The organism is Streptomyces halobius (assembly GCF_023277745.1).
In the GTDB taxonomy this organism is placed as follows: Bacteria; Actinomycetota; Actinomycetes; order Streptomycetales; family Streptomycetaceae; genus Streptomyces; species Streptomyces halobius.
The window spans coordinates 6201839-6226395 of the sequence record NZ_CP086322.1; the positions used below are offsets into that span (position 1 = coordinate 6201839).

A 24557-nucleotide genomic window follows, 5' to 3' on the forward strand; every position below is an offset into this window, starting at 1 on the left:
CGACGTCCGGCACGACATCCGACTCATCATCCGGTTTGCCGAGGTCCCAGGTCAGGTTCCCGGACCGCCTTCATGATCGCAAGACTGAAACGCGATGTTTACGGACAAGAGTGTGCATTGCAGGACGGTTTATGGCGCAGGCCACATCACTTCGTTCCGGAACTGTGCAACCTCTGGCGGATGTTGTCGAAATGCTGTCGCACCGCCCACTCCGCACCCACCGCGTCACCGGCCCGCACCGCCACCACGATCTCCCGGTGCTGATGCCAGGTGGCCCGCGGATCCACCGTCGCCTCCGCCACCAGGTCCATCTGCACCCGGTGAAACGCCTCCCAGAACGCATCCAGCACCTCGCTCAACAACGGAATCGCCAGCCCTCGGTAGAGCACGGCATGAAACGCCCGGTCCGTCTGCGCCGCCACCGCACCCGACGCGGCCTCCCGCGCCATCCGCGTCACCAGCCCGTCCAGCTCCGCGAGATCGGCAGCCGGCATCCGCCCGGCCAGCCGCGCGATCAACCCGGCCTCGACCGCCTCCCGCAGCGCCAGCAGCTGCCGCAGACTGTCCTCACCCCGCAGATGCCCGGCCACCGTCCGGAACGCCAGGCCCTCGCTCATCGGCGCCATCGACATCGGCCCGACATACGTCCCGAACCCGTGCCGGATCTCCACGATGCCCATCGCCTGCAGCCCCTTGAGCGCCTCCCGCACGGAATTCCGGCTCACCCCGAGCAGCGCCATCAGCTCCGGCTCCGTCGGCAGCGCGGCACCGGACGGCAGCCGCCGCTCGATGATCAGCTTCTTGATCCGGTCCCCGATGTCGCGCGCCATGCGGTGACTCTGCACCGGCGGCTCGCGTTTGACCAGAGAAATGCCGGCATTTCGTCGCGCCGTACAAAAACGCGGGGAAAGGGGGCCCGCAGGGGCTCTCCACTGCTAAAGGATTGTCCCGCCGGGGGTAAAGCCTGCCGTCGGTCGACCGTCCGTCTGCTGTCCGTCCGTTGTCTGCCTGTCGTCCGTCTGTCGTCAGTCCGGCGTCAACGACACCTGCCTCGCCGTAAGTCGTCTCCATCGCAGTAAGTGCATCTGTCTCGCCGTAAGTCGCGTCCACGGAATGAAGGACATTGGGGCGGGCGGGCGATACGCATAGCGACACATGCGCCCGATACGCATAGCGACACATGCGTCACCGGGCGCACCGATATGGCGCTCGATTTGCGCCGGGATTTGCGCGAACGCGGGGATCGATAGGGGCAGTGACGGGCGCTGGAGCGACGCGAGAGGAATGCCCGACGCGGGCGGCGCCGCCGAGGCCGCTGCGGCATCGGCGCAACGACTGAGGCCCCTCGCATGGCGAGGGGCCTCAGTACTACGTGCGCCGCCAGGGACTCGAACCCCGGACCCGCTGATTAAGAGTCAGCTGCTCTAACCAACTGAGCTAGCGGCGCGCGCTGACCTGAAGAACTTTACACGAACTTCGGACGTGCTCCGTACCCACGACCTCCCCGCCCACACAGTCAATACCTGTGACCCCCGCCACTCCGTGCCTCGTCGCTGGCGACCACTGCCGCCGCCCTTACCCCACGGGACCCGCTTTCCTCGCGGGCCGAAAGTCCCGTGATCTCGGGACCTTCGACTGGCCGGCCGCCCGAATTGGTCTGTGAAGATCGAGTTCGTGGCCGGAGATCAGCGTTCGTGACCACGGGGCGACAACCTCCGTAGCCGGAAGCGGCGACGCCCCTAGCCAGAAGCAGATCAAGACGGATCAAGACCCGCGGCCGCAAGAGCAAGAGGGCATGGCCCTGGATCACAGTTGCACCGGTGCCACCCGTTGCACCGGTGCCACCAGCTGCACCGTCAGCACGCGGTGTCCATCACCCATCGACGGGCTGACGCGAGCACCAAGGCAGTCGGGGCAGCCAACGCAGTCGAGGCGAGAGAGCCCACCGACCCCGGAAGGAGCCGGAATGCCACCGCCGGGCGCGTCGCGTACGGCCGCGGGAGCGGTGGCACCCGTCCAGCGCGGACGTAGGGCCTGTCCGGTGGGGCATCGCCGGGCCCGGGGCGCAGCCTCTCCGGCGCCGGGCGCACCACCCCACGGCACTCCCCGGACGGCCTCCGCCCCGGCTGCGCCTCAGGCCGGCCGGGACCGCCCGCGCACCCCTTCCGGCCATGGCGTCCGTCACTCCTCCGTCGCCTCGGGGCAACCCCGCCCCTCGCGACAGCGTCTGCTAGGACGCGCGCCCCGGATTCGGTCCACCGGGACTCGCCCCTCCATCGGAAAGGTTGATCGTCGTGGTGTCGACAGCCCAGCGCACCCTTGAGATGTGGCTCCTCCTCGGGCCGGACGCAGTGGTTCCGGTGGCCGGCCGGTGCAGCTACCGCAGCGACCGCCCGTACGAGGTGGAGGTCGCCTTCATCAGCCGTGGCCGCACCATCGCCACCTGGCAGTTCGCCCGCGATCTGCTGCTGGACGGACTGGACGGCGAAGCGGGGGAGGGGGACGTACGGGTGCGGCCCGTCCACGGGCCCTACGGGCAGCGCCATGTGCACATAGACCTGTCCACCGACGACACCGTCTGCGCGCTGTCCGTGCGCGCGACGGAACTCACCTCATGGCTGGAGCAGACCACGGCCATCGTGCCGCCCGGCCAGGAGTCTCGCCATGTCGACATGGACGTCCATCTGGCTCGGCTGCTCGCGGGGAAGTGCTGATGACGACGACTGCCACTACGGCTACCACCATGACCGATGCCGAACGCGGTGAGCAGAGCACGTCAGCCGCCAGAACCCGGCGTACCACGCCCCGCGCGGACGGCCGGCCGGCCCGTGAGGCGGGGGTGACCCGGCCCGACGCGGGCTTGGGCTCCCGCCGGGCCGGGAGCGCCTCGGAGGCCGGGCCTGCTTCCGTTGCCGGTTCTGCGTCTGCGGGCGGTTCTGCGCCTGTGGGCGGGTCTGTTTCCGTGGGCGGGGCGGCTCCCGAGCCGTCGCGTGCCCCGGAGGCGGGAGCCGCCTCCCAGGCTGGGCCCGCGTCCGCAGCCTGGACGGCTTCCGAGGCGGGGCCTGCAGCCGCGGCCATGCCTGGCTCCGAGGCCGGGGCGACCTGCGCAGATGGCTCCCCTTCCGTGGCCGGGGCCCACACCGCAGGGGCCGCCTCCGCGGGTGGATCCGTCCCCGCCGCTGGATCCGCTCCCGCCGCAGGACCGGTCCCCGACGCTGGATCCGTCCCCCCGGCCTGGGCCGCGCCGGCCTGTCCGGCGGCGCACGACCCGCGGGCGCACGGCTTTCTGCCGGAGCGGCCCCCCGTCCGCTCCATGATCGGAACCTGGACCCGGCTGGACGCCCTCGCCCGCGCGGCAGCGGTCGCCCCGTGCCGCGAGAACGCCATCGCCATCGTCGAACGCGCCCACCACGCCGATGAGTTGAGCGCCCTGCGGCAACGGGTCTCACGTCTGTCACCGCGCAACGCCGAGGCCGCCGCGATGCGGGTGGCGATGATCGCGGTGTCCTGCGGCTGGAGCGGACTCGACCCGCTCGCACCCGCCGCACGCCAGGTCGCCGACGAGGCGTTCCTCGACCTGTGGGCAGCCATCGCCCACCGCATCGACCACGACCAGTTCATAGCGCTGCCCACCCTGGCGCTGCACAACTGGGCACCCGAGCGCAAACCGCGACGCCACATACCCATCGACCAACTGGCCCGTACGGAACAGCTCGTACCCATCGTCCGCTGGGCCCCGGAGGACCAGCCCCTCAGCCGCCTGGACCGCTTGATGCTGGCCGCCACCCGGCTCGAAGCACACGGAATCTGGCTCTTCCGCCTCGCGGAAACCCTCGCGGGCCGTTCACCCGACGACTCGTCCACGCCGACGGCCCTGCGCCGCCTGGTCCGTGTCCAGCACGCCTTGCGCGCCCAACTCCACTCCGAGGCCGCGGAACTGGCGGCCGCCCCGGCGACTCCCCAACAGCGCGCCGTGCTGGCCGCACTTGCCGAACAGGGCGCCCTGGAACCGCCCGTACTGCAGGCCGCGGACGCGGTACTGGGCGTCGGCGGACGTCGCATGGGCGAGGGCAGGCGGCAACTCGTCCGCCGCCACCTCCCGGCACAGCACCGCGCCTGGCTCAGCGCAATGGACCGTCACTGCGCCCCGGTCCGCACCCTCGCCCACCGAGGCGGCCCCGACGCCGCCGTCTACCGGGAGGCCCAGGAATCCCTCATCGCCCTCCGCCGCTCCTACACGGCCCTGGTACAAACCGCCGGCCAGCCGACAACCACCTCCCTCACAGCAGCGGCCTGACCACTCAAGCGCTCCTCCGTCTGGCCCTGCCCAGCGTTCCGGGGGGCTCGCCCCCACCCCCTCCCCTCTCCCCGCATTGCTCCCCGCGACTGCCTCCTCCCTGCTGTGTCCGCTCCTTCACCGCCCGTGATTGACGTTGCGAGCGGCGCACGCCGCAGGCGTCAGACCACGGGTTGGTCATGAGGGGGCGGTAGTACTGGGGGTTGAGGGGAGTACTGGGGGGTTGACGGGCGCGTTTGAGGGCGGCGTCGATTCGATCACTTCCTCGCCCACCCGGGCGAGTATCTGCACACCCCGACAACGAAGTGGGCGTCCCCGGAGAACCGAGAACGCCCACTTCCTACGTGCGCCGCCAGGGACTCGAACCCCGGACCCGCTGATTAAGAGTCAGCTGCTCTAACCAACTGAGCTAGCGGCGCGCGCTGACGAAAGAAATACTACCTGGTCCGTAGGGGTGCCTGAGACCACGCCCACCGGGCGCTCACCGCGGCGCCCACCGCCCCGACGGCACAGCCCACCGGACGGCCCTGCCAAACGACCTTGGCGCCCCGCCGCAAGCCCGAGTTCGCGGACGGGGCGGCACCCCGGACCGTACGGACCGGCCGACCTGAACCCGGCCGACCCGAACGGACCGTGCGCCCCCGGAGCCGGACCAGCGTCCGCCCGTCCCTCCCGCCTCAGATCGCCAGCGACAGCAGCACCGGCGCGGCCCCGCGGTTCAGGGCATCGGCGGCCTGGCGCAGACGGTGGGCGTGCTCCAGCGGCATCGACAGGGCGAGGCAGCCGACCGTCGATCCGGCCGTGATCGGTACGGCGGCGCAGACCGTGCCGACGGCGTACTCCTGGAGATCCAGTACGGGCACCGTCGGCGGCTGGCTGTCGAGCTTGTGGAACAGCACCTTCTCGTTGGTGATCGTCCGGGACGTGAGCCGGTCCGGGACGTGAGCCGGGCGGTCTTGTGACGTGAGAGGTGGTCCATGCGGCCGTCGTGGTCCAGCTGGGCGAGCAGGCACTTGCCGACCGCGCTGGCGTGTGCCGTGCGGCGGAATTCGGCCCACTCGTTGACCTTGGGCGCGGTCGGTCCGTCGGCGTAGTGGAGGATTTTCACCTCGCCGTCGATGTACCGGCTGACGTAGACCGCCGCGCCGACCGAGTCCCGCAGGTCGTCCAGGGTGAGCTGGAGCTTGTCCCGCAGCGCGCGGTCGCGGTCGCCGCCGGAACCCAGCAGGAGCAGCGATTCACCGACGACATACGCGCCGTCGGCGAGCTGTTCCACATAGGCCTCGCGCCGCAGCATCGACAGCATGTGGGCGAGGTGGCCCGTGGGCAGTCCGGTTTCCCGGGCGATCTGCACATCGGTCACGCCGTCGGCGCGCTTGGAGATGGTTTCGAGTACGCGAAGGGCGTACTGCACCGAATGGAACGGCGCGGTCGGCTCGGGCTTCAGCGCCACGGTGTCCCCCTAGCAGGTTGTTACCGCTTGCGTCGTGACCGTTGTTGGCGGACACGGTCGATCGGCGCAGCGCGCGACCGCTCCCGCACAACGGGCTCGTATCACGATAGCGGTGAACGGCCCTCGATGGAGGGGGTCTTGACTGAAAAGAGTTGCGTGCCCCTTTGCTGTACTGCGGCTTATGGCGTTGGCATATGTCGAGGTCACGGGGTGCGGGAGACCTTGGAAGGGTGCGGAACCGGCCGTGTGCGCGGCCGGTTCCGCGAGGGGGATGTCAGGTAGTCGGACAGACGTCAGGCAGACGGCAGGCGGGGCGTCAGGTAGACCTTTGAACAAAGGATCAGACAGGGCATCAGGCAGGACATTGATGGTAGCGGGGCAGGGTGTCGGAACTCGTCTCCTCTCAAAACAGATTCCCTGAAAACAGATCGACGGACCCACCCCATTTTCTCGGCTTCTCAGGACGTCATGAGTATCTTTTCGCCGCTGGTCGCCTTGACCTTGCCGCCCTTCCACGTGCTGACGTACCACAGGAAGCCGTGATTCTCCGCCATCTGGCGGTCGAAGTCGCGGATCTGCCGGCCGCCCTTGGCGTTGCCGTAACAGCGGTAACCGTGTGGGCCGTTGGCGTTGACGACGCCGCGTACCTCGATACGCGGGCCGTCTTCGAGGGTGTCGTCGACCGTAGACGCTAGATCTGGTTTCGGCCATAGGCCATCGACTTGAGGAACAGGCGAGCAGGCATGGGGGTGACGGAACAGGGGCGCAGTGGCGCAGCAGAGCGGAATTCCGGAACCCGGACGTCGTGTTGTGGGTGCGGGGAAACGTGAAAGGGCGGTGCGCCCCGGGTGACGGGGCACACCACCCTGCGGTGGATCAGGACGGACCGCTCAGAGCACCGCGCTCAGGAATTCCCGGGTCCGCTCGTGCTCCGGCTCGGTGAAGATCTTCTCCGGGGAGCCGGACTCGATGACCCGGCCCTGGTCGAACATCAGCACATCGTCGGAGATGTCCCTCGCGAAGTTCATCTCGTGCGTCACACAGAGCATGGTGATGTCCGTCGTGTGGGCGATGTCGCGCAGCACGTCCAGCACACCGGCCACCAGCTCCGGGTCGAGCGCCGAGGTGACCTCGTCCAGCAGCAGTACCTGCGGCCGCATCGCCAGCGCCCGCGCGATGGCGACCCGCTGCTGCTGGCCGCCGGAGAGCTGGGTCGGGTACTTGTCGAGGTGCTCGGTCAGGCCGACCAGATCGAGCAGCCCGCGGGCGCGCTCCTCGGCCTCGTCCTTGCTCAGGCCCAGGACGTGCACCGGTGCCTCGGTGATGTTCCGCAGCACCTTCATGTTGGGGAACAGGTTGAACTGCTGGAACACCATGCCGATGTTCTTGCGCACCTCGCGGATGTGCTTCTCGCCGGCCGGGACGAGCTTGCCGGCCTTCTCCTCGTGGGTGAGGTAGGAGCCGCCGACCTTGATGGTCCCCTCGTCCGGCTTCAGCAGCGTCATCAGCAGCCGCAGAATCGTCGTCTTGCCGGAGCCGGACGGGCCGATCAGGGTGACGTGTTTGCCGGAGGAGACCGTGAAGTCCAGCGAATCCAGGACCGTGTTGGTCCCGAAGCGCTTGGTGACGCGGTCGAAGCGGATCAGCTCACTGCCGTCCACCGCGGGGTTCGTTTCCTTGGAAAGGTTGCTGTCAGCGGACAAGGCGACGCTCCAGGACTCGCAGGAGGAGGGAAGTGGGGTACGAGATCACGACGAAGAGGACACCGACGATCGTGATCGGTTCCATGTAGTCGAAGGTGGTGGCGCCGATGCTGTTCGCTTCGAAGAGCATGTCGGTCACCGTGATGGCCGACAGCATCGGGGTGTCCTTGAACATCGCGATCACATAATTGCCGAGCGCGGGGACCACCCGGCGGAACGCCTGCGGCAGGATCACCGCGGTCCAGGTGCGGCGGCGCGGCAGGCTCAGCGCGGTGGCCGCCTCCCACTGCCCGGCCGGCACCGCGTCGATGCCGGCGCGGTAGACCTCGGCGGTGTACGTCGAGTAGTGCAGACCCAGTCCGATGACCCCCGTGGTCAGCGGTCCGAAGGTCACGCCCCAGCTCGGCAGCACGAAGAACAGGAAGAACAGCTGCACCAGCAGCGGGGTGTTGCGGATGAACTCGACGACGACGCTCACCGGCCAGGTCACCCAGCGGTTCCCCGAACGCAGCGCGAGCGCCCAGACGAGCCCGAGGGCGAAGGACACCAGCGAACCGTAGATCGTCGCCTGCACGGTGATCCACAGCCCGTGGAGGAGCTGCGGCATGATCTCGCCGACGTAGTCCCAGGACCAGGTATTCATCGGTTACCCCCCGCTGCCGCGATCTGCGTCTCCAGTTCCTCGACCGGAAGCTTGCGGGAGAACCAGCCCGCCTTCTCCGGCTTCTGGCCGATGGACGCCTTGGCGCGGCGCTCCAGCAGGCGCATCACCCGTGTGACGACGAAGGCGATCACGAAGTACATCACCAGGATGATCCCGTAGACCTGCGCGCTCTCACCGGTGGAGAGCCGGGCGAGCTTGGCCTGGAAGGTGAGCTCGCCGATGGACAGCAGCGATGCCAGCGCGGTGCCCTTGAGCAGCTCGATCAGCAGGTTGTTGAACGGCGGCATCATCTCGGGGACGGCCTGCGGCAGGATCACCTTTCGCATCCGCTGCCACGGCGAGAAGCTCAGCGCGATGGCCGCCTCCCGCTGCGCCGGGGCCACCGACTGGATGGCCCCGCGGACGACTTCGGACCCGTACGCGCCGTAGGAGAGGCCCAGCGCGAGGGTGCCCGCCCACATGCCGGCCAGCTGCCAGCCGAGCAGCGGCAGCGCGAAGAACAGCCAGAACATCAGGACCAGGGCGGAGGTGCCGCGGAAGAACTCCACATAGACACCGGCCAGGAAACGGACGGGCTTGTGGCGGGAGGTGCGCGCCATGCCGATACCGAAGGCCACGGTGCCCGCGAGCAGGGCGCTGTAGATCATCAACTGGACGGTGACCCAGACGCCTTCGAAGAAGAGTTGCCAGAGAGGACCGGTCATTTCTTGCAGAGCTCCTCTGCTGTCAGGTCCGTCATGAACTCCTCGGTGAATCCGAACGGTTTGGCGATCCGCAGGAGTTCGCCGCTCTTCTTCATCTTGTGCAGCTCGGTGTTGAACGCGTCCCGGATTTTGGTCTCCCCCAGCCGGAATCCGTAACCGCCGCCGTCCCGCTGCGGTTCGCCGTCGACCATGGGGGTGAACGGGTCGGTCATCCCCACCTTGGGGTGCTCACCGGTCTTCAGTGCCTCGATCATCGTCAGGGCGGTCCCCGCGAAGCAGTCGATGCGCCCGGCCTCCAGGGCTTCCATACCGGCGATCTGGTCGGGGTAGAGGGAGATCTGGCTCTTCTTGACGCCGTTGGCCTTGGCGTACTCGATCTCCGCGTATCCGACGCCGGTGCCCATGCGGAGGCCCTGCGCGGCGACGTCCTTGTACCTCTTGATCTTCTTCGGGTTGCCCTTCGGGACGAGGAAGCCGTCCTTCGACTCATAGTCCGGGTCCGAGAAGAGGACCGCCGCACAGCGGGCCTTGTTGATGAACATGCCCGCGACGATCACATCGAACTGCATCGAGTGCAGCCCGGGGACCAGTCCGCCGAACTCGACCGGCACCGGTTCGAAGTTCTCGACCCCCAGTCGCTGGAAGATGGTCTTGGCGACGGCGGGCGCCTCGCCGGTGAGCTCTCCGCGGCTGTTGATCGACGCGTACGGCGGCTCGCTGGCGATGCCCATCCGTACGGTGCCCTTGTCCCGCAGATCGTCGAGCAGATGTCCCCCGTCCTTCGCTCCCGAGATGTCCACTCGTGCGCATCCGGCGGTCGCACCGATCGCGCCGGCCGCACCGAACGCCGCCGCACCGGCAAGTAGCGAGCGGCGGCTGATCCCTTTTTTGTTGATTCCTGAGGTGTTCCCCTGTGGTGGAGGCATGGGCGCGCGACTACCCGACCCGGCTGAACATATGCCGATAGTTTCCAGCCCTTGATGTAAGCGGAAGGAGCATGTGTCGAAAGTCGGTATTGCGCCTGTATGGTTCCCGTGCGTGGCCCGGAATGCGGAATGTCGACGGCCGGTTGAGGGTCTCGCACAAAGTGCCTTTCCGGCTCTTCCGGGCCGAAAGCACTGAAGGGCTCACCAGTTCCCCTTTGTTCTGTGAAGGACCGGGTAGGAGGCCACATGGCTGACCGCTTCATCGAAGTCTCCCTGGACAAGCGCGGCGTGACCTGTACCGCCAAACTCCTCGACGACCGCGCGCCCCTCACCTGCAATGCCGTATGGGACGCGCTGCCGCTCGGTGGCGATGTCTACCACGCCAAATACGCCCGCAACGAGATCTACGCGCTCATTCCGCCGTTCGCCCCGGAGGAACCGCCGCTGGAGAATCCGACGATCACCCCGATCCCCGGCGACCTGTGCTACTTCACCTTCAGCGGGACACAGTTGGCCACCAGGTCCTACGGCTACGACACCCAGGCCGCGCACCAGGGCCGCCCCACCGTCGTCGACCTCGCCCTCTTCTACGAGCGCAACAACCTGCTGATCAACGGGGACGCGGGCTGGGTGCCGGGGATCGTCTGGGGCGCCGTGGTCGACGGCCTGGACCGGATGGCCGACGCCTGCCAGGACCTGTGGCGGGCCGGCGCCCTGGGAGAGACCCTCAACTTCCGCCGCGCGTAGGCGGATCGGCCGGCGCGGGCGGGGCCGGGATCTCCGCCGCCCCCGCCTCGTAGAGCGCGTGCGCGGCGCGCAGCACCAGCGCGTCCGCGTGCCGCGCCCCCACCAGCTGCACCCCGATCGGCAGCCCGTCGCCGTCCATCCCGCAGGGCACGGTCGCGGCGGGCTGCTGGGTGAGGTTGAACGGATAGGTGAACGGCGTCCAGCCCGTCCAGCGGGTGTGCCCCGAGCCGGCCGGGACCTCGGCGCCCACCTCGAACGCGGTGATCGGCTCGGTCGGCGTCACCAGCAGGTCGTACGCGCTGTGGAAGCGGCCCATCGCCTGGCCCAGCGCCATCCGCGTGTCCACCGCCGCCAGATAGTCCAGCGCGCTGTAGCGCGCGCCCTGCTCGCAGATCTCCCGCAGCCCCGGGTCGAGCACCTCCCGCTCCGCGTCCCCCAGGTGCTGGACGACCCGGGCCGCACCGCTGAACCACAGCGTGTGGAACGCCTCCACCGGGTCCTCGATGCCCGGGTCGATCTCCTCGACGGACGCACCGAGCCCGGCGAGCGTGTCGACGGCCGCGCGGACCGCCGCGGCGACGTCGGGCGCCACCGGCACCGCCCAGCCGAGCGACGGGCTGTACGCCACCCGCAGCCCGGACACCGGACCGTCCAGCGCCTCCCGGAAGGAGCCGGCCGCCGGCCCGAGCTGCGACCAGTCCCGCCAGTCCGGACCGGTGATCACATCCATCATCAGCGCCGCGTCCGCCGCGTCCCGGGTCATCGGCCCGACATGCGCCAGCGTCCCGAACGGGCTCGCCGGATAGAGCGGCACCCGCCCGTACGTCGCCTTCAGCCCGAAGATCCCGCAGAACGACGCCGGGATACGGACCGACCCGCCGCCGTCCGTGCCCAGACTCAGCGGCCCCGCACCCAGCGCCACCGCCGCCGCGCTGCCGCCGCTGGAGCCGCCCGCGGTACGGCCCGCGTCGTACGGATTGCCCGTGATCCCGTGCCGCGGACTGTCGGTGACACCCTTCCAGCCGAACTCCGGTGTGGTCGTCTTGCCCACGAACACCGCACCGGACTCCCGCAGCCGGGCGACCGACGGCGCGTCCTCGTCCCACGCCCCGCCCTGCGCCCGGACCGTCAGCGAACCGCGCAGCGTCGGCACGCCACGGGTCAGCAGGATGTCCTTGACGGTGACCGGTACTCCGTCCACCGGCCCGGCCGGTTCCCCGGCCCGCCAGCGCTCCGCCGACTCCTTGGCGGCGGACAGCGCCTCGTCCGCGTCGATCCGGATGAAGCAGTTCGTACGGGCCTGGGCGGCCTCGGCGCGCTCCAGCACCGCCCGGGTCGCCTCAACGGGGGAGAACTCGCCGGCGGTGTATCCGGCCGTGAGCCGGGTGGCGGTGAGATCGGCGAGCGAGGTCGGTTCGGTCGTCATACGTCCTCCGGGCGTTGGCCGCCCCGGGCGGGGCGGCGGCGGGAGTGCAGGGCAGGGGCGGGAGAGGAGGCGCGGGGACAGCGGGAGAGGAGAAGAGAAGGGGAGGAGAGGGGAGGAGAAGAGAATGAGGAGAAGAGAAGGGCGGGCGGGGATCGCCCGGCGGTGTACGGGGCGGGCGCCGGCGGCCGTGCCGCCGGCCGGCGCCGTCGCCCCCGTCACCGCACCGGGACGTACCCGAGGCGCTTGTCGACGAGGTTGTTCAGCGGCTCGCCGGCCGACCACCGGTCGAAGTTGTCCTGGAACTGCTCGGCGAGGGCGTCCCGCCAGCCCAGCGTGTCGCCGCTCATATGGGGCGAGACGATCAGATGGGGGACGTCCCACAGCGGGCTGTCCGAGGTCAGCGGCTCCTGCTCGAAGACGTCCAGCGCGGCCGCGGCGATCCGCCAGCCGCGCAGCGCCGCCACCAGGTCCGCCTCGACGACCAGCGGCCCGCGCCCGATGTTGATGAACCGGGCCTGCGGCTTCATCCGGTCGAAGGCCGTCTTGTCGAAGAGGCCGCGGGTGGCGTCGGTCAGCGGCGCCGCGCAGACCACCCAATCGGCTGTCGGCAGCAGGTCGTTCAGCGCGTCACTCGCATGTACGAGGCCGAAGTCCGGATCCGGGCGCCCCCGGCGGCCGACAAGATCGACCTTGCTGCCGAGCGCCTGCAGGGTGCCGCCGATGGCCCGTCCGATCGGCCCGGAGCCCACCACGACCGCTCGGGTGCCGGCCACCCGCAGCGTCTCGCGGTGCTGCCACCGCCGCTGCCGCTGGAGCTCCCAACTTCCGTAGAAGTCCTTGGCCATGGCGATCACCAGCCCGGCGACGTACTCGGCGATCGGCTGCTCGAAGACCCCGCGCGCATTGGTCACCAGGGTCTCGTCGGCGATCAGCGCCGGGCACAGCACCCGGTCCACGCCCGCGCTGGCGGTGTGCACCCACGTCGGTCTGGGCCCGCGTTCCGGCCATGCCTCGCGGATCGCATCAGAGGTGAAATCCCAGGCCAACAGCACGTCGGCGGAGGGGAGTAGGCCGGCCAGGGAGGTGTCGTCGGCGTAGATCACCCGGGCGCGGCCGGTGAGCCGGTCCAGCTTCGGCGGCGGGTCGGATCCGAGGACGAGGACCGTGGTTCCGGTGCTTTCGGACATAGGCCAGAAACCGTTCTGAAATGTGTGCCCGTTATTACTAAGAGGGCGTCGGCGGGATGCCGGAGATGCGAGGATTGACCACGCTAAGAAGTCGTATCTACCGTGTCAACAACGGCTCTGTCCCGACGTCCCGGCAAGTACCGGCTGCACCACATCCACGGCCACTGGCCTGGCCAGTCAAGCCCTTCGTTTCTTTTAGGGGCCTCCATGGACGTCTCCTTCCTGGGGGGCCCACAGCCTCAGCTCGGCGTGGGCGTTGTCGCTCCCTTCGACTTCGCGCTCGACCGGGAACTGTGGCGCTGGGTTCCCGACGATGTGTCCCTCCACCTCACCCGGACTCCCTTCGTGCCCGTCGAGGTCAGCCTCGACCTGGCCCGTCTGGTCAGCGAGCACGAGACACTGGACGCTGCCGTCCAGGCGCTATGCGCGGTATCACCGCAGGTCATCACCTATGCATGCACCTCCGGCAGCTTCGTCGGAGGGTTGGCGGGCGAGCGGGCCATGTGCGCTGCCATGGTCCAGGCGGGGGATGTTCCCTCGCTCACCACCTCGGGCGCGCTCGTAGAGGCGCTGCGCGAGATCGGCGCACGGCGCATCGCGGTCGTGACGCCCTATACGAAGTCGGTCACCGACTCCCTGGAGGACTACCTCGGCGAGGCGGGCATCACGGTCACCGGCCGCGCCTACCTCGGACTGACCCGGCACATCTGGAAGGTCCCCTACCGCGATGTCGTCGACATGGCCCGCGCCGCCGTGGTCGGTGCCGCCGACGCGCTCTTCATCAGCTGCACCAACCTGCCTACCTACGACGTCATCCCGCAGCTGGAGGCCGAGCTGCGGATGCCCGTCCTGTCCGCCAACCAGGTCACGATGTGGTCCGCGCTGCGTGCCATCGGCGTGGCCGCGGTAGGCCCGTACCAGGCGCTGCTCGATCCGGTGGCGCGGCGCGGACCCGCCGCGATGTCCGGATCGGAGCCCGGGGTGCCGGAGGCACGGCCGCGGGCCACCCCCGAGGCCGCCTTCGCCGGTCCCCCGGCACCGCCCGAAGGGGAAGCGGTCGTCGACGGCGCCGACGCGCCGCCCCTCCCGCCCGAGGAGCCGGGTCCCTTACCCCCGATCTGACGCCGTCCCGAACTGACGGACCTCCATAACCGCCGAGGTTTCCGCACCATCGGGCCATCTCCATATCCCAGGCAGACCCTCGCGCTGCCGGCGGCGTCCCCACCGCCGGCAGCGCCCCCGCACACGGGTCCCCGCACCCGCCACAACCCGCACCCCAGCCGTACATAAGGAGAGCACATGGCATCGGTCGGCTTCCTCTACCCCGGCCACTCCGCCGAGGACGACTACCCGCGCCTCGAAGCGCTGCTGGGCGGCTCGGTCCGCCTGCCGCTCGTGCACACCGATATCGGCGAGGACGCCCACCGGGTCGACGCACTGCTGGAGATGGGCTCCGCCGCGCGGCTCGGCGCCGGCGTCGCCGAGCTCACGGCGCGCGGTGCCGAGGCGGTCGTGTGGGCCTGCACCAGCGCCAGCTTCGTCTTCGGCTGGGAGGGCGCCCACGAACAGGTCAGGGAGCTGTCCGTCGCCGCCGCGCTGCCCGCCTCCAGTACGTCCTTCGCCTTCGCGCACGCCATCCGGGCGCTCGGTGCGCGGCGGGTCGCGATCGCCGCCACCTACCCGGCCGATGTCGCCGAACACTTTCAGGCGTTCCTCAAGTCCGCCGGTACGGAGGTCGTCTCGACCCGTGGCAGCGGCATCATCACCGCCGCCGAGGTCGGCACCTGGGGCCGCGCGGAGGTGCTGGCGCTCGCGCGGGCCGGCGATCATCCGGACGCCGAGGTGGTGCTGCTGCCCGACACCGCCCTGCACACCGCCGCGCATCTGCCCGCCCTGGAAGCGGAGCTCGGCAAGCCCATGCTCACCGCCAATCAGGTCACGGTATGGGAAGGGCTGCGCCTGCTCGACCGGGAGATCGCCTGCCCCGAGCTCGGCGCCCTGTTCACCCGTACGGCGCGGGGCTGATGACGCCCCGCCGGGAAGAGGAAGCGGCCGGGAACGGGAACCCGGCGCCCGCCCGGGAATAACCGGAGAGGTTCTCCGGTTGAACCTTCTCGCAGACCAGCGACGCGAGGAGGACCCGCACCGTGAGCGGCGAAGACGAGTACAGGGACACCGGTGACGGCATCCGGGGCACGGCCAAGGGCACCGCACCGGTCCCCCTCTCCGTGCTCGACCTGGTGACGGTCGGCGCCGGCCACACCGCGTCCGGTGCCATACGCACGGCCGTTGACCTGGCCCGCACCGCCGAGCGCCGGGGCTTTCACCGCTACTGGGTGGCCGAGCACCACTCCATGCCCGGCGTCGCCTCCTCGTCCCCGGCGGTGCTGCTCGCCCACCTCGCCGCGCACACGACGTCCATCCGGCTCGGCTCCGGCGGCGTGATGCTGCCCAACCACGCGCCCCTGGTCATCGCCGAACAGTTCGGCACGCTGGAGGCGATGGCCCCCGGCCGCGTCGACCTGGGCCTGGGCCGCGCGCCGGGCACCGACGGCGCCACCGCCGCAGCGCTGCGGCGCACCAAGCTCCCCCATAGCCTCAAGGGCATGGGAGGTGCCCCCACGCACGAAGGCGCGGACGACTTCCCACAGCGGCTCGCCGAGTTGACCCGCTTCCTCGACGACTCGTTCCCCGAAGGCCACCCGTACGCCAGGATCCACGCGGTCCCCGGCCCGGTGCAGGCCACCTCGCCCGGCGGTGTGCAGTCGGCGCACCGGCCGCCCCTGTGGCTGCTGGGTTCCTCCGGCTTCAGCGCCCGGCTCGCCGGAACGCTCGGCCTGCCGTTCGCCTTCGCCCACCACTTCTCCGCGGCCAACACCCTTCCCGCGCTTGATCTCTACCGGTCGTCGTTCCGCCCCTCCGAGGGGCTGTCCGAGCCCTATGCCCTGATCGGGGTCGCGGCGCTGGCCACCGAGGACGAGGCGGAGGCCCGCCGCCAGGTCCGCACCGGCGCGCTGTCCATGATCCGGCTGCGCACCGGCCGCCCTGGTCTGATCCCCAGCCCGGAGGAGGCGGCCGCGTACGAGTTCGACGAACGGGAACGCGCCTTCGTCGACAGCTGGCTCGGCAATGTCATCCACGGCACCCCGGACGCCGTCCGCCAGGGCCTGGACGATCTCGCCAAGCGCACCGGCGCCGACGAACTGATGATCACCGCCAACGCCCATGGCGGCGCCGCCCGCCTGCGCTCTTACGAACTGATCGCGGACGCGTACGGGCTGCCGCGGGGGTAGGGGGCCGGACGGGGAGGCGGGGGCGATCGTCGCCAGGCCGTCGCGGCAATTCCGCTCCCGGCCCACCCCACGAATTCCGCTCCCGGCCCCCGCCGCGGGAAGACCGCCCCGGCCCGCCGCGTTGCGGCCTGCAAGGGGCACACGCGCCCCCAGGGGATCTGTTCGACTGTCCCCTACTAAGGGCCGACTCCCCCTCAGGACCCACCCGGCCGAACTCAGGACCCACCCAGCCGACCCAAGATCACCCCGGACCCTCAACCCCGTGTGTCGCCCCCTCAACCCCCCGTGTGCCGCCCCCCGTCAAGGAGCGCCTCCACGCGGTCGGGGGCGACCGGCCGGGAGTAGAGCCAGCCCTGGCCGGTGTCGCAGCCGATCCGGCGGAGGCGTTCGGCCTGCTCCGCGCTCTCCACGCACTCCGCGGTGACCGTGAGCCCGAGCCGGTGCGCGAGCGAGACCAGCGCCTCCACGATCATCTCGTCCGCCGGGTTGGGGTGCTCCTGGGAGCGGAAGCCGTGGACGAAGGAGCCGTCCAGCTTCAGTACGGACACCGGGAGCCGGCTGAGGTAGGCGAGGTTGGAGTAGCCGGTGCCGAAGTCGTCGATGGCGATACGGACACCCATGTCACTCAGGGCCTGCAGCGCCTGGAGCGGGCGGCCGGCCGAGCCCATCACCGCCGACTCGGTCAGCTCCAGCTGGAGCAGCCGCGGCGGCAGCCCCGTCTCGGCGAGGATGCCGGCCACATCCGCGACCAGGTCGGAGTCCCACACCTGACGTACGGCCACATTGACGCTGACGAACAGCGGATCGTCGCCGGGGTGCGCCAGCTGCCAGGCGCGCGTCTGATAGCAGGCCCGCTCCAGGACCCAGCGGCCCAGCTCGACGATCGCGCCGTTCTCCTCCGCCAGGGCGATGAACCGATTCGGCGACAGCGTGCCGAACTGCGGGTGGCGCCAGCGCACCAGCGCCTCCACGCCCTGCGCGCGGCCGTCGTCCAGCCCGACCAGCGGCTGGTACTCCAGGGTGAACTCACCGCGTTCCACGGCCGGCCGCAGTGTGCTGGACAGCGCCTGCCGGGTCATCCGGTGGGCGTTGCGCTCCGGGTCGAAGAGCGTCCAGCGGGCCTTGCCGTCCTCCTTGGCCCAGAACAGCGTGGTGTCCGCGGCCTGCATCAGACCGGTCGCGGTGGTGCCGTTGGCGGTCCGCTCGACGACGCCGATGCTGGCCGACACCGACAGCCGCTGCCCGGCCAGGTCGAACGGCCGCTGCAGCGCGTCCAGGACGCACTGGGCGAGCTCGGCCAGCTGGTCGGTGCCGGTGGAGTCCTCCACCAGGAGGGCGAACTCATCGCCGCCCAGGCGGGCCACCAGATGTCTGCCCCGGCCGGGCCCGCGGTCCGCGGCGCTCTCGGCGCAGCGCGTCAGCCGTTGTGCCACGGCGCTCAGCAGCCGGTCGCCGACGCGGTGCCCGAGGGTGTCGTTCACCGCCTTGAAGCCGTCCAGGTCGAGATAGCACAGCCCGATCCGGCCGGTGCCGGCCGGATCGAAGGCGGCGGTCTCCAGGGTCGTGGCGAGGCGCTCGAAGAACAGGGCGCGATTGGGCAGCCGGGTCACCGGATCGTGCATCTGCAGATGCCGCAGCCGGGCCAGGAGGTCATGACGGTCGCTGATGTCCGCCACCGTCAGCAGGATCCGCTCCTCGCCCGTCAGCGGTTCGACGGTCACTTCCACCCAGACGGAGTGCCCCTCGGGGTGTTTGAGGCGGCGGGTGCAGCGCAGCCGGTCGCTGCGGCCGCAGAGCACTTCCCGGTAGGCGGTCCACACCCGCGGGTCGGCGCCGAGGTCGGTGAGGTCCGCGGCGGTGGCGGCGACCAGCTCGTCCGGGGCGGTGCCGACGAGTTCGCCGAAGGCGGGGTTGGCGGCGAGGACCAGCCCGTCGCGGTTGAGGACGGCCATGGCGACGCGGCCGGCGTAGAAGGCGGCGCGGTAATCGCCCAGCGAGGCGGCGGTGCCGTCGCACGACACGGCGGTGTCACAGGGGGGCACGCCGTCGCAGGGGACCGCCGGGGCGTGGTGGCCGCAGCGGGAGTCTCTGGTCGTACTGTCACGCTCCGTCACTGAGGAAAGCGTCGCTCCGGGCGTGCGGCCCGTGCCGTCGGGTTGTCCGCTCACTGCTCGCTCCCGCATGGCGCTTGTCTCGTGTGGAGGGGGGACCTCGCGCTGGAAAGTGTGGCGATCATAGAGGCTGGCGCAACGGCCGAGCCAGCGACGCAGCCGTGATCATCGGCACGCATGACGGAACTTCAGCCATTTCTGTCCGACTGTGTTCGCGTGGATTGCCCCGATGGTCGTTTGTGACTTTCCGTTACGAACGGATGGTGGTGCGCCGGTCACTCGTCTGGGTCTTTGAAACAGGACGAACAGCATTCAATCGCCACAGGGTGGAGCAGGCGTCCCGAATCCGCCTCTGGAGGTCGATGTGCTGCGCGCTCAGACACCCGACAGAGTGGACCGCGGCCATCTGCGGCGCCTCGGAGCCGTCGCCACGTCACTGAGCGCGCTGATCGCCACCTCCGTCGTCGCCGGACCCGCCACCGCCTCCGAAGCCGCCCTCTCCTGCGCGCTCGGACGCACCGGGGCCCACCACTCCGAAGGCGTCGACACCTGGAACACCGCCTATCCGCGCCCCGACCGCCCCCTCGACGCGGTGATGGTCTTCCTGTCCTTCCCGGACTCCGCGCCGGTCACCGACCCCGACGCGCTGTCCCGGGACTACTTCCCCGCCACCGCCCGCTTCTTCGACCGCGCCTCGTACGGCAGGTTCCAGCTGCGGCCGCACATCCACCGGCGCTGGGTCCGGATGCCGCGTCCCTCCGCCGCATACGGGATACAGCGCGACTGGGACTCCGGCCGTCGTGCCGCCTATCTGCGCGACGCGGTCGCCGCCGCCGACACCTCGGTGGACTTCAGCCGCTACGACATGGTCTATTTCGTCGCCGACCCGGACGCACCCGGCGTCGATTCGGACGCCACCAAAGTCGTCAATCTCGACCATCCGATGCGCGCGGACAACGCCGACCTGCGCCGCTTCGTCACCGTCTTCGAGCAGAGCCCACCGGACCGCAATGTTCTCGCCCACGAGACCGGGCATGTCTTCGACCTGCCGGACCTGTACCACCGGCCGGACGACGGCAAGGGGGACTGGGACACCTATGTGGGGGACTGGGACCTCATGGGCAGCCAGTTCGGGCTGGCCCCGGACCCCTTCGCCTGGCACAAGTGGAAGCTCGGCTGGCTCCGCGACAACCAGGTCGACTGCGCCGGGACGACCCGCTCCTCCCTGCACACCCTGCGCCCGCTGTCCGCCCCCAGGGGGCCGGGCGACGAGCACCGCCCGCGGCTGGTGGTGGTCCGTACGGGTCCGGACAGCGCGCTCGCCATCGAGGCCCGCGGCGCCGCCGGCAACGACCGGTCGCTGTGCACGGAGGGCGTCCTGGTCTACCGCGTACACAGCGAGACGTCGTCGGGCTCCGGGCCGGTGCAGGTGCTGGACGGACACCCGCGCACCGCGGCGTGCTGGGGCAGCTCCGTCTACCCGCCGCTCGCCGACGCGCCGCTGGGCGTGGGGGAGAGCCTCACGGACCCCGAGAACCGGGTCCGTGTCGAGGTCGCGGGGCGGTCGGCGGACGGCGACTGGACGGTCAAGGTGGGGCGCGGCTGACCGGCCGGGCGCGATCGCCCGGGCGTGTACGGGCCCGCGCGCATCCGGGGCCCGCGCGCATACGACGAAGGCCCTCACCGAGGTGAAGGCCTTCGTCTGTCGGTGCGCCGCCAGGGACTCGAACCCCGGACCCGCTGATTAAGAGTCAGCTGCTCTAACCAACTGAGCTAGCGGCGCCTGCTGACGTGGAAAACATTAGCATCCTGCCCGGGGACGGCGAAAATCGATAGTTTCAGCGGGCGGCAAGGGCCGGAACGGGCTGTTCAGGGGCGGTCCCGCCGTGGTTCGCGGCCGCTGCCCCGGCCGCCGCGCGGGCGGCACGGGCGACCGCCCACAGGAGGACGTCCGGACCGGGCAGCCAGGGACTGCGGACGTCCGGCGCGACCAGCCACCGGGAGGCGGACGGGGCGTCGGCAGGGTCCGCTCCCCCCGCAGGGTCCGCTGCCCCCGGGGTCTTCGTGGTGGCGTCGGCGTCCGGGGTCCGGGAGGGGCACAGCGGCGGGACGGTCACCGCGTCGCCGCTGCCGTGGCAGAGCAGCGGCGGGACGGCGGTGGCCCACGCGCCGCCGGTGGACCTCGTCGGCGGCGCACCTATCCAGTCGAGCAGTGTGGGCAGTCGCTGGGCGGTCCCCAGGGCCGCGAACAGGAGGATCCGGCCGCGGTGCGTCGCCACCGGCCCCGAGCCCGGCCCGGCGGACCATAACCGGTCCACCACGCGGCGGCCGAAGAGCGCCGGGGCGTTGATCACGTCGAAGGCGGTGCCGCACGGCAGCACGCTCGGCGCGTCCGGCCGGGCCGCCCACAGGGTGTGCATGGCCAGCGGATCAGGGCTGGCGGAGGCGAGCCAGTCGGCTCCGGCGCGGGTGACAGACGCCGTGGTCGGGAAGGGGGAGGGGAAGGGGTGGGGTGTTCCGGGCAGCCAGCTCATGCTGAGCCCTCGCTTCGCTCGGCCTCGCATTCGCGAGGCACGCACCTCTTGATTGTTCGCTCGCTCCGCTCACTCATGGAACCGGTCTACCGAGGCGACGTTGCGCGGTTGCGCCGAATGACGGAAACCGGGACGTGGCGGGGCGGTGAGGAGTATCGTTCGCTCCTCGCATATGCCAGCGGCTCATGATCACCGATCATGAGCCGTCTGGGTGTGAGGGGCGGATGGTGCGTGCGGGGTCGGGCGGCCCCTTGCCGGCCGGTCCCTTCGCCGGCCGGTCAGTCCCCGTCGCTGATGCGCGTACCGCCGTCCCGCATCAGCCCCTGACCGAACTCGATCATCTTCTTGGCGTAATCCTCGGTCCACTCCGCCCGCTCGGCGAGCACGGCCAGCGGCAGCCGGTCGAACCGCCGGGGGTCGGTGAGCTGGGCCGCGGCCATCGCCTGGAACTCCGTCGCACGGTCGGCCGCCGCGCGGAAGGCGAGCGCCAGCTCCGTGGCGCGGCTGAGCAGCTCGCGCGGGTCGTCCAGCGACTCCAGGTCGAAGAAGTGCTCGGGATCGGAGGCTGCCTCCGGCGGCTCGAAGAGCAGCGGCGCGGGCCTTCGGGGCCGGTGTGCGGGCGGCGCACCACGGGGGTCGGGAGCCGGCTGCGGCTCGGACATGGACATACCTCCTGGTTCGTGTGCCGCAATCCATTGTCGCGCTTCGCGCAAGTAGGCCTGTCATCTCAGCCTGTCCGGCGCCTGAGGACGACGCGGCCGCAGGCCCGTGTGCCCCACCGGCGACGCGCGGCAGCGGCGCTACCGACGCCAGACGACGCGATGTTCGTTCAGGTGCGCCAACACGGAGTGATTCGCCTCCCAGCCCTGGGAAAACAAGATCACCAAAGTTGGAGGCCAGGGCAGATGTAACAGAAGGTGGGCCTATGTCCAGTGCACGACTCTTGCCCGGTATGCGAGTCCTCAAAGTGCGGCGCATCAGCCGCGACACCGAGGACAGCTCTGCCCTTGCCCGCCAAGGTGAGGAGCTGGACGCCGCGACCGAGGAAGGCCGGTACCTCGTAGCAGGCGAGGTCGAAGACTCGACCGTCTCGGGTGCCGTGAACCTCGACGAGCGCCCGAAGCTGGGCCGCTGGATGAAGGACCCGCTCTGGCACGAGTGGGATGCCCTCATGGTCACCTCCCTGGACCGCATCACCAGGGATCAGCACCACTGGGACCGGTTCGCGGAGCGGTGCCACAAGGGCGGCAAGGAGATCGTCTGCCTCGATGACCCTGCCCTGGACATCCACACTCCCACGGGCCGCATGATCGCCTACATCAAGGCGACTCAGGCTCAGGAGTACCGGGAAGCGATCGTCAAGAAGAGGAAGAACCAGACTCAGTATTACCGGGACGAGAACCTGTGGGGCGGCGGCACCTGGCCGTTCGGATACCGCCCCGTCCTGGCGGACCACAAGGGTAAGCAGCGCTACAAGCTCATCATCGACCCCGTGACGGGTCCCCTGATCAGGGAGGCGTACGAGCGAATAGCCGAACAGGGCTGGTCCATGGGTCAGGTCTGCAACGACTGGAACGCGCGTCCCCGGCACCTGCCCGAGTGCCACGCCATCGGTAAGGAAGCCACAGCCGTGTGTGTCTGCGCCCGTGGCGTCCTCACGTCCCAGGACCACCAGCGGAGCGTGAACGCCGAGGGCAACAAGCCCGGGGCGAAGACCCATATCAAGGGCACCAAGTGGACCACTTCCACACTCGGCAAGATGCTGAAGAAGCCGGTCCTCAAGGGCGTTGCCATGCACAAGGGGGAGCCCCTGCTGAAGGACGGCATGCCGGTCAGGTGGGCCGATCCGATCCTCACGGATGAAGAGTTCGCCAAACTCCAGGTGGCCGTGACGAATCTCGGGAAGTACCGCGCAGGGATCAAGCCCAACGCTTCGCCTATGACCGGGGTTCTGTACTGCCCGTGCGGACTGAAGATGTACGAGAACAGTTCCCCCGCGAAGCTGAACACGGGGGAAGTCAGGGAGCACAAGTACTTCCGCTGCTCCTCCTGGTCCAATGGGACGGCCTGCCGGTTCTCTGTGTCGTGGCCGCAGGAGGAGCTTTACGAGGCAGCCGAGGAGGCGTTTCTCTCCAAGCTGGGCGAGCAGGAAATCGTGGAGCGGACCTACGTCCCCGGCAAGGACAACCGGCAGCAGATCAAGGAACTTGAGGCTGCGATGGAGAACCTTTCGCAAGCCATCGCCCAGGCCACGTCGGCCGTCACAGTGACCGCACTCACGGGCACCATGGAGCGCCACGCGGCGAACCTGGAAGAACTGAAGGCTGAGCCGTTCGTACCCGGTCGTTGGGAAGAACGGAGCATCGGCCAGAGCTACCGGCAGAAGTGGGCGGCCATGGTCACCTGGAAGGAGCGAGGGCCGTTTCTTCGTAAAGCTGGGTTCCGCATGTTTCCGGTCGGCAGCCCCAAGGGGCCTTCCGCAGTTGGGCTCATCACGCCGAAGGACTTGCCCGAGCGTGCTGATGGGGCCTTGCAAGGACTGTGGGACCCCAGTGAGGGCGAGGAGTACGAGAGCGGAGCATTCGCAGCCTTCCAGGCGTTGCTGTCTTCCCTCCTGGAGGAAGCGGAGGAACGCCGGGAGCTGAAGGAAGAGAAGTATCGGAGCGACTTCTAGAGCTCCGGCGGCAGCACCAGACCGAGGCCCCTGGGAGTCGCCAGGGGCCTCGACGCATTCCAACCGAGAGGACACACCCATGCCCCGTACTGCGCAGCCGCGCCGCTTGCTCAAGGCGACGTACGACGTGAAAGAGGAGTGGAGCCGCGCCCTGTTCGACGCGTTCGGGCCGGGCGGGCTCCTCGCCCGTGAGGCCCCGGAGTTCGGACGTGAACACCTGCTGTGGGCGCTGGCGCAGCTCCGGGCTGTGAACGGGCGGACCGGGGCGATGTTCACTGGGGACACGGAGATAGCTCAACGGCTCGGCTACAACACCAAGGACCATCCGGGGAAGGTATGCCGGGACGTGCTGACGCGGTTCGGGTTCTTCACCCAGCAGGGGAAGAAGGGGCGGGCGGCGAATCTGCACCTGTCTGCTCCGGCGGCGCTGTTGGATGACTACGAGACGTTGGCCGGGGCTGCACAGGGCGAGGTCGTTGCCGTCACCGACACCAAACCGCCCAAGCCGCGCAGCAAGGCCGGGGTGGTCGACGCTGCGTCACGGCCGGCTCACACCACTGAGAACGGGACCGCAGAAGTCTGCCCCGCGCATCCGGAAGGGGATTGCCCAGACCCGAACAACCCATTCGGCGGGGCCATTCCGTGGGGTACGGAGGTCTGCATGCACCTCCGTGCTGCATAATCGGCCCATTTCCCCGCTGTACCGGGGACTTAGTTAGTAGTGAGTAGTTGGTAGTACGTAGCTCTTAGAGCGTAGTTGGTAGTGAGAAGAGGGCCCCCTTGCCGGGGCCCTCTCTCGTTCATGAACTCAGGTCCAGGACTTGAGGAGTCCTGAACC

At 69.8% G+C, this 24557-nt stretch carries 19 protein-coding genes, 3 tRNA genes and 1 pseudogene; 9 read left to right on the plus strand and 14 right to left on the minus strand.

Going from position 1 to position 24557, the window contains the following annotated elements:
* Positions 1–146: 146 nt before the first annotated feature.
* Together K9S39_RS28195 and K9S39_RS28200 are read right to left on the minus strand one after the other, a co-directional pair.
* Complete coding sequence (locus K9S39_RS28195; RefSeq protein ID WP_248866139.1) at positions 147–830, minus strand: FadR/GntR family transcriptional regulator; 684 nt, start codon at positions 828–830, stop codon at positions 147–149.
* 543 nt (positions 831–1373) lie between these two features.
* Positions 1374–1447 (minus strand) — tRNA-Lys (locus K9S39_RS28200).
* An 847-nt stretch (positions 1448–2294) separates the two neighbouring features.
* On the opposite strand from K9S39_RS28200, the gene K9S39_RS28205 reads away from it, so the two are divergent.
* The gene (locus tag K9S39_RS28205; RefSeq protein ID WP_248866141.1) at positions 2295–2714 is read left to right on the plus strand and encodes an SsgA family sporulation/cell division regulator; all 420 of its coding nucleotides are present in this window, start codon (positions 2295–2297) and stop codon (positions 2712–2714) included.
* 599 nt (positions 2715–3313) lie between these two features.
* The gene (locus K9S39_RS28210) at positions 3314–4297 is read left to right on the plus strand and encodes a hypothetical protein (protein ID WP_248866142.1); all 984 of its coding nucleotides are present in this window, start codon (positions 3314–3316) and stop codon (positions 4295–4297) included.
* 345 nt (positions 4298–4642) lie between these two features.
* Here K9S39_RS28210 and K9S39_RS28215 read toward each other — a convergent pair.
* From K9S39_RS28215 to ehuB, 6 genes and pseudogenes are all read right to left on the minus strand, one after another.
* Positions 4643–4716, minus strand: a tRNA-Lys gene (locus K9S39_RS28215).
* Between the two features lie 258 nt (positions 4717–4974).
* A pseudogene (locus K9S39_RS28220) lies at positions 4975–5750 on the minus strand (IclR family transcriptional regulator).
* A gap of 890 nt (positions 5751–6640) precedes the next feature.
* Positions 6641–7453, minus strand: coding sequence for an ectoine/hydroxyectoine ABC transporter ATP-binding protein EhuA (gene ehuA / locus K9S39_RS28225; RefSeq protein WP_283112952.1), 813 nt, complete (start codon positions 7451–7453; stop codon positions 6641–6643).
* On the minus strand, positions 7443–8096 hold the full coding sequence (gene ehuD / locus K9S39_RS28230) for an ectoine/hydroxyectoine ABC transporter permease subunit EhuD (protein ID WP_248866145.1): 654 nt from the start codon (positions 8094–8096) through the stop codon (positions 7443–7445). Before ehuD ends, ehuA begins: the two co-directional genes overlap by 11 nt.
* Positions 8093–8821 (minus strand): ectoine/hydroxyectoine ABC transporter permease subunit EhuC, encoded by a 729-nt coding sequence (gene ehuC, locus K9S39_RS28235; RefSeq protein ID WP_248866147.1) that lies wholly within the window; start codon positions 8819–8821, stop codon positions 8093–8095. Before ehuC ends, ehuD begins: the two co-directional genes overlap by 4 nt.
* Complete coding sequence (ehuB, locus tag K9S39_RS28240) at positions 8818–9747, minus strand: ectoine/hydroxyectoine ABC transporter substrate-binding protein EhuB (protein WP_248866148.1); 930 nt, start codon at positions 9745–9747, stop codon at positions 8818–8820. Before ehuB ends, ehuC begins: the two co-directional genes overlap by 4 nt.
* Positions 9748–9993: 246 nt before the next feature.
* On the opposite strand from ehuB, the gene K9S39_RS28245 reads away from it, so the two are divergent.
* Complete coding sequence (locus K9S39_RS28245; RefSeq protein ID WP_248866149.1) at positions 9994–10494, plus strand: DUF3830 family protein; 501 nt, start codon at positions 9994–9996, stop codon at positions 10492–10494.
* On the opposite strand, the gene K9S39_RS28250 is transcribed toward K9S39_RS28245, so the two are convergent.
* Positions 10475–11920 (minus strand): amidase, encoded by a 1446-nt coding sequence (locus K9S39_RS28250; RefSeq protein ID WP_248866150.1) that lies wholly within the window; start codon positions 11918–11920, stop codon positions 10475–10477. The genes K9S39_RS28245 and K9S39_RS28250 overlap by 20 nt on opposite strands.
* A gap of 215 nt (positions 11921–12135) precedes the next feature.
* Positions 12136–13107 (minus strand): D-2-hydroxyacid dehydrogenase, encoded by a 972-nt coding sequence (locus tag K9S39_RS28255; protein WP_248866151.1) that lies wholly within the window; start codon positions 13105–13107, stop codon positions 12136–12138.
* A gap of 207 nt (positions 13108–13314) precedes the next feature.
* On the opposite strand from K9S39_RS28255, the gene K9S39_RS28260 reads away from it, so the two are divergent.
* The 3 genes from K9S39_RS28260 (at position 13315) to K9S39_RS28270 (ending at position 16400) form a co-directional block, all read left to right on the plus strand.
* Complete coding sequence (locus K9S39_RS28260) at positions 13315–14229, plus strand: maleate cis-trans isomerase family protein (protein ID WP_248866152.1); 915 nt, start codon at positions 13315–13317, stop codon at positions 14227–14229.
* Between the two features lie 177 nt (positions 14230–14406).
* Positions 14407–15132: a maleate cis-trans isomerase family protein gene (locus K9S39_RS28265; protein ID WP_248866153.1), complete on the plus strand. Its 726-nt coding sequence runs from the start codon at positions 14407–14409 to the stop codon at positions 15130–15132.
* Positions 15133–15254: 122 nt separating this feature from the next.
* Positions 15255–16400, plus strand: coding sequence for an LLM class flavin-dependent oxidoreductase (locus K9S39_RS28270; protein ID WP_248866154.1), 1146 nt, complete (start codon positions 15255–15257; stop codon positions 16398–16400).
* A 275-nt stretch (positions 16401–16675) separates the two neighbouring features.
* Here K9S39_RS28270 and K9S39_RS28275 read toward each other — a convergent pair whose 3' ends face one another.
* Complete coding sequence (locus K9S39_RS28275; protein ID WP_406708031.1) at positions 16676–18514, minus strand: putative bifunctional diguanylate cyclase/phosphodiesterase; 1839 nt, start codon at positions 18512–18514, stop codon at positions 16676–16678.
* Positions 18515–18875: 361 nt separating this feature from the next.
* Here K9S39_RS28275 and K9S39_RS28280 point away from each other — a divergent pair, with 361 nt between their 5' ends.
* Positions 18876–20117, plus strand: coding sequence for a M6 family metalloprotease domain-containing protein (locus tag K9S39_RS28280; protein ID WP_248866157.1), 1242 nt, complete (start codon positions 18876–18878; stop codon positions 20115–20117).
* 103 nt (positions 20118–20220) lie between these two features.
* Here the strand turns inward: K9S39_RS28280 and K9S39_RS28285 are convergent.
* From K9S39_RS28285 to K9S39_RS28295, 3 genes are all read right to left on the minus strand, one after another.
* A tRNA-Lys gene (locus K9S39_RS28285) sits at positions 20221–20294 on the minus strand.
* A gap of 55 nt (positions 20295–20349) precedes the next feature.
* Complete coding sequence (locus tag K9S39_RS28290; RefSeq protein WP_248866158.1) at positions 20350–21045, minus strand: bifunctional DNA primase/polymerase; 696 nt, start codon at positions 21043–21045, stop codon at positions 20350–20352.
* Between the two features lie 278 nt (positions 21046–21323).
* Positions 21324–21707, minus strand: a complete 384-nt coding sequence (locus K9S39_RS28295; RefSeq protein ID WP_248866159.1) for a hypothetical protein — start codon at positions 21705–21707, stop codon at positions 21324–21326.
* Between the two features lie 263 nt (positions 21708–21970).
* On the opposite strand from K9S39_RS28295, the gene K9S39_RS28300 reads away from it, so the two are divergent.
* Together K9S39_RS28300 and K9S39_RS28305 are read left to right on the plus strand one after the other, a co-directional pair.
* Complete coding sequence (locus K9S39_RS28300) at positions 21971–23719, plus strand: recombinase family protein (protein ID WP_248866160.1); 1749 nt, start codon at positions 21971–21973, stop codon at positions 23717–23719.
* Between the two features lie 79 nt (positions 23720–23798).
* A complete protein-coding gene (locus K9S39_RS28305) occupies positions 23799–24401 on the plus strand; it encodes a hypothetical protein (protein ID WP_248866161.1) in 603 nt (200 codons plus the stop codon).
* The last annotated feature ends 156 nt before the right edge of the window (positions 24402–24557 follow it).

Bases quoted from the DNA above. Each gene is read 5' to 3' on its own strand.
- K9S39_RS28195 (WP_248866139.1), bottom strand. From the start codon at position 830: ATGGCGCGCGACATCGGGGACCGGATCAAGAAGCTGATCATCGAGCGG.
- K9S39_RS28210 (WP_248866142.1), top strand. From the start codon at position 3,314: ATGATCGGAACCTGGACCCGGCTGGACGCCCTCGCCCGCGCGGCAGCG.
- ehuD (WP_248866145.1), bottom strand. From the start codon at position 8,096: ATGAATACCTGGTCCTGGGACTACGTCGGCGAGATCATGCCGCAGCTC.
- ehuC (WP_248866147.1), bottom strand. From the start codon at position 8,821: ATGACCGGTCCTCTCTGGCAACTCTTCTTCGAAGGCGTCTGGGTCACC.
- ehuB (WP_248866148.1), bottom strand. From the start codon at position 9,747: ATGCCTCCACCACAGGGGAACACCTCAGGAATCAACAAAAAAGGGATC.
- K9S39_RS28245 (WP_248866149.1), top strand. From the start codon at position 9,994: ATGGCTGACCGCTTCATCGAAGTCTCCCTGGACAAGCGCGGCGTGACC.
- K9S39_RS28250 (WP_248866150.1), bottom strand. From the start codon at position 11,920: ATGACGACCGAACCGACCTCGCTCGCCGATCTCACCGCCACCCGGCTC.
- K9S39_RS28255 (WP_248866151.1), bottom strand. From the start codon at position 13,107: ATGTCCGAAAGCACCGGAACCACGGTCCTCGTCCTCGGATCCGACCCG.
- K9S39_RS28260 (WP_248866152.1), top strand. From the start codon at position 13,315: ATGGACGTCTCCTTCCTGGGGGGCCCACAGCCTCAGCTCGGCGTGGGC.
- K9S39_RS28265 (WP_248866153.1), top strand. From the start codon at position 14,407: ATGGCATCGGTCGGCTTCCTCTACCCCGGCCACTCCGCCGAGGACGAC.
- K9S39_RS28290 (WP_248866158.1), bottom strand. From the start codon at position 21,045: ATGAGCTGGCTGCCCGGAACACCCCACCCCTTCCCCTCCCCCTTCCCG.
- K9S39_RS28295 (WP_248866159.1), bottom strand. From the start codon at position 21,707: ATGTCCGAGCCGCAGCCGGCTCCCGACCCCCGTGGTGCGCCGCCCGCA.
- K9S39_RS28300 (WP_248866160.1), top strand. From the start codon at position 21,971: ATGTCCAGTGCACGACTCTTGCCCGGTATGCGAGTCCTCAAAGTGCGG.
- K9S39_RS28305 (WP_248866161.1), top strand. From the start codon at position 23,799: ATGCCCCGTACTGCGCAGCCGCGCCGCTTGCTCAAGGCGACGTACGAC.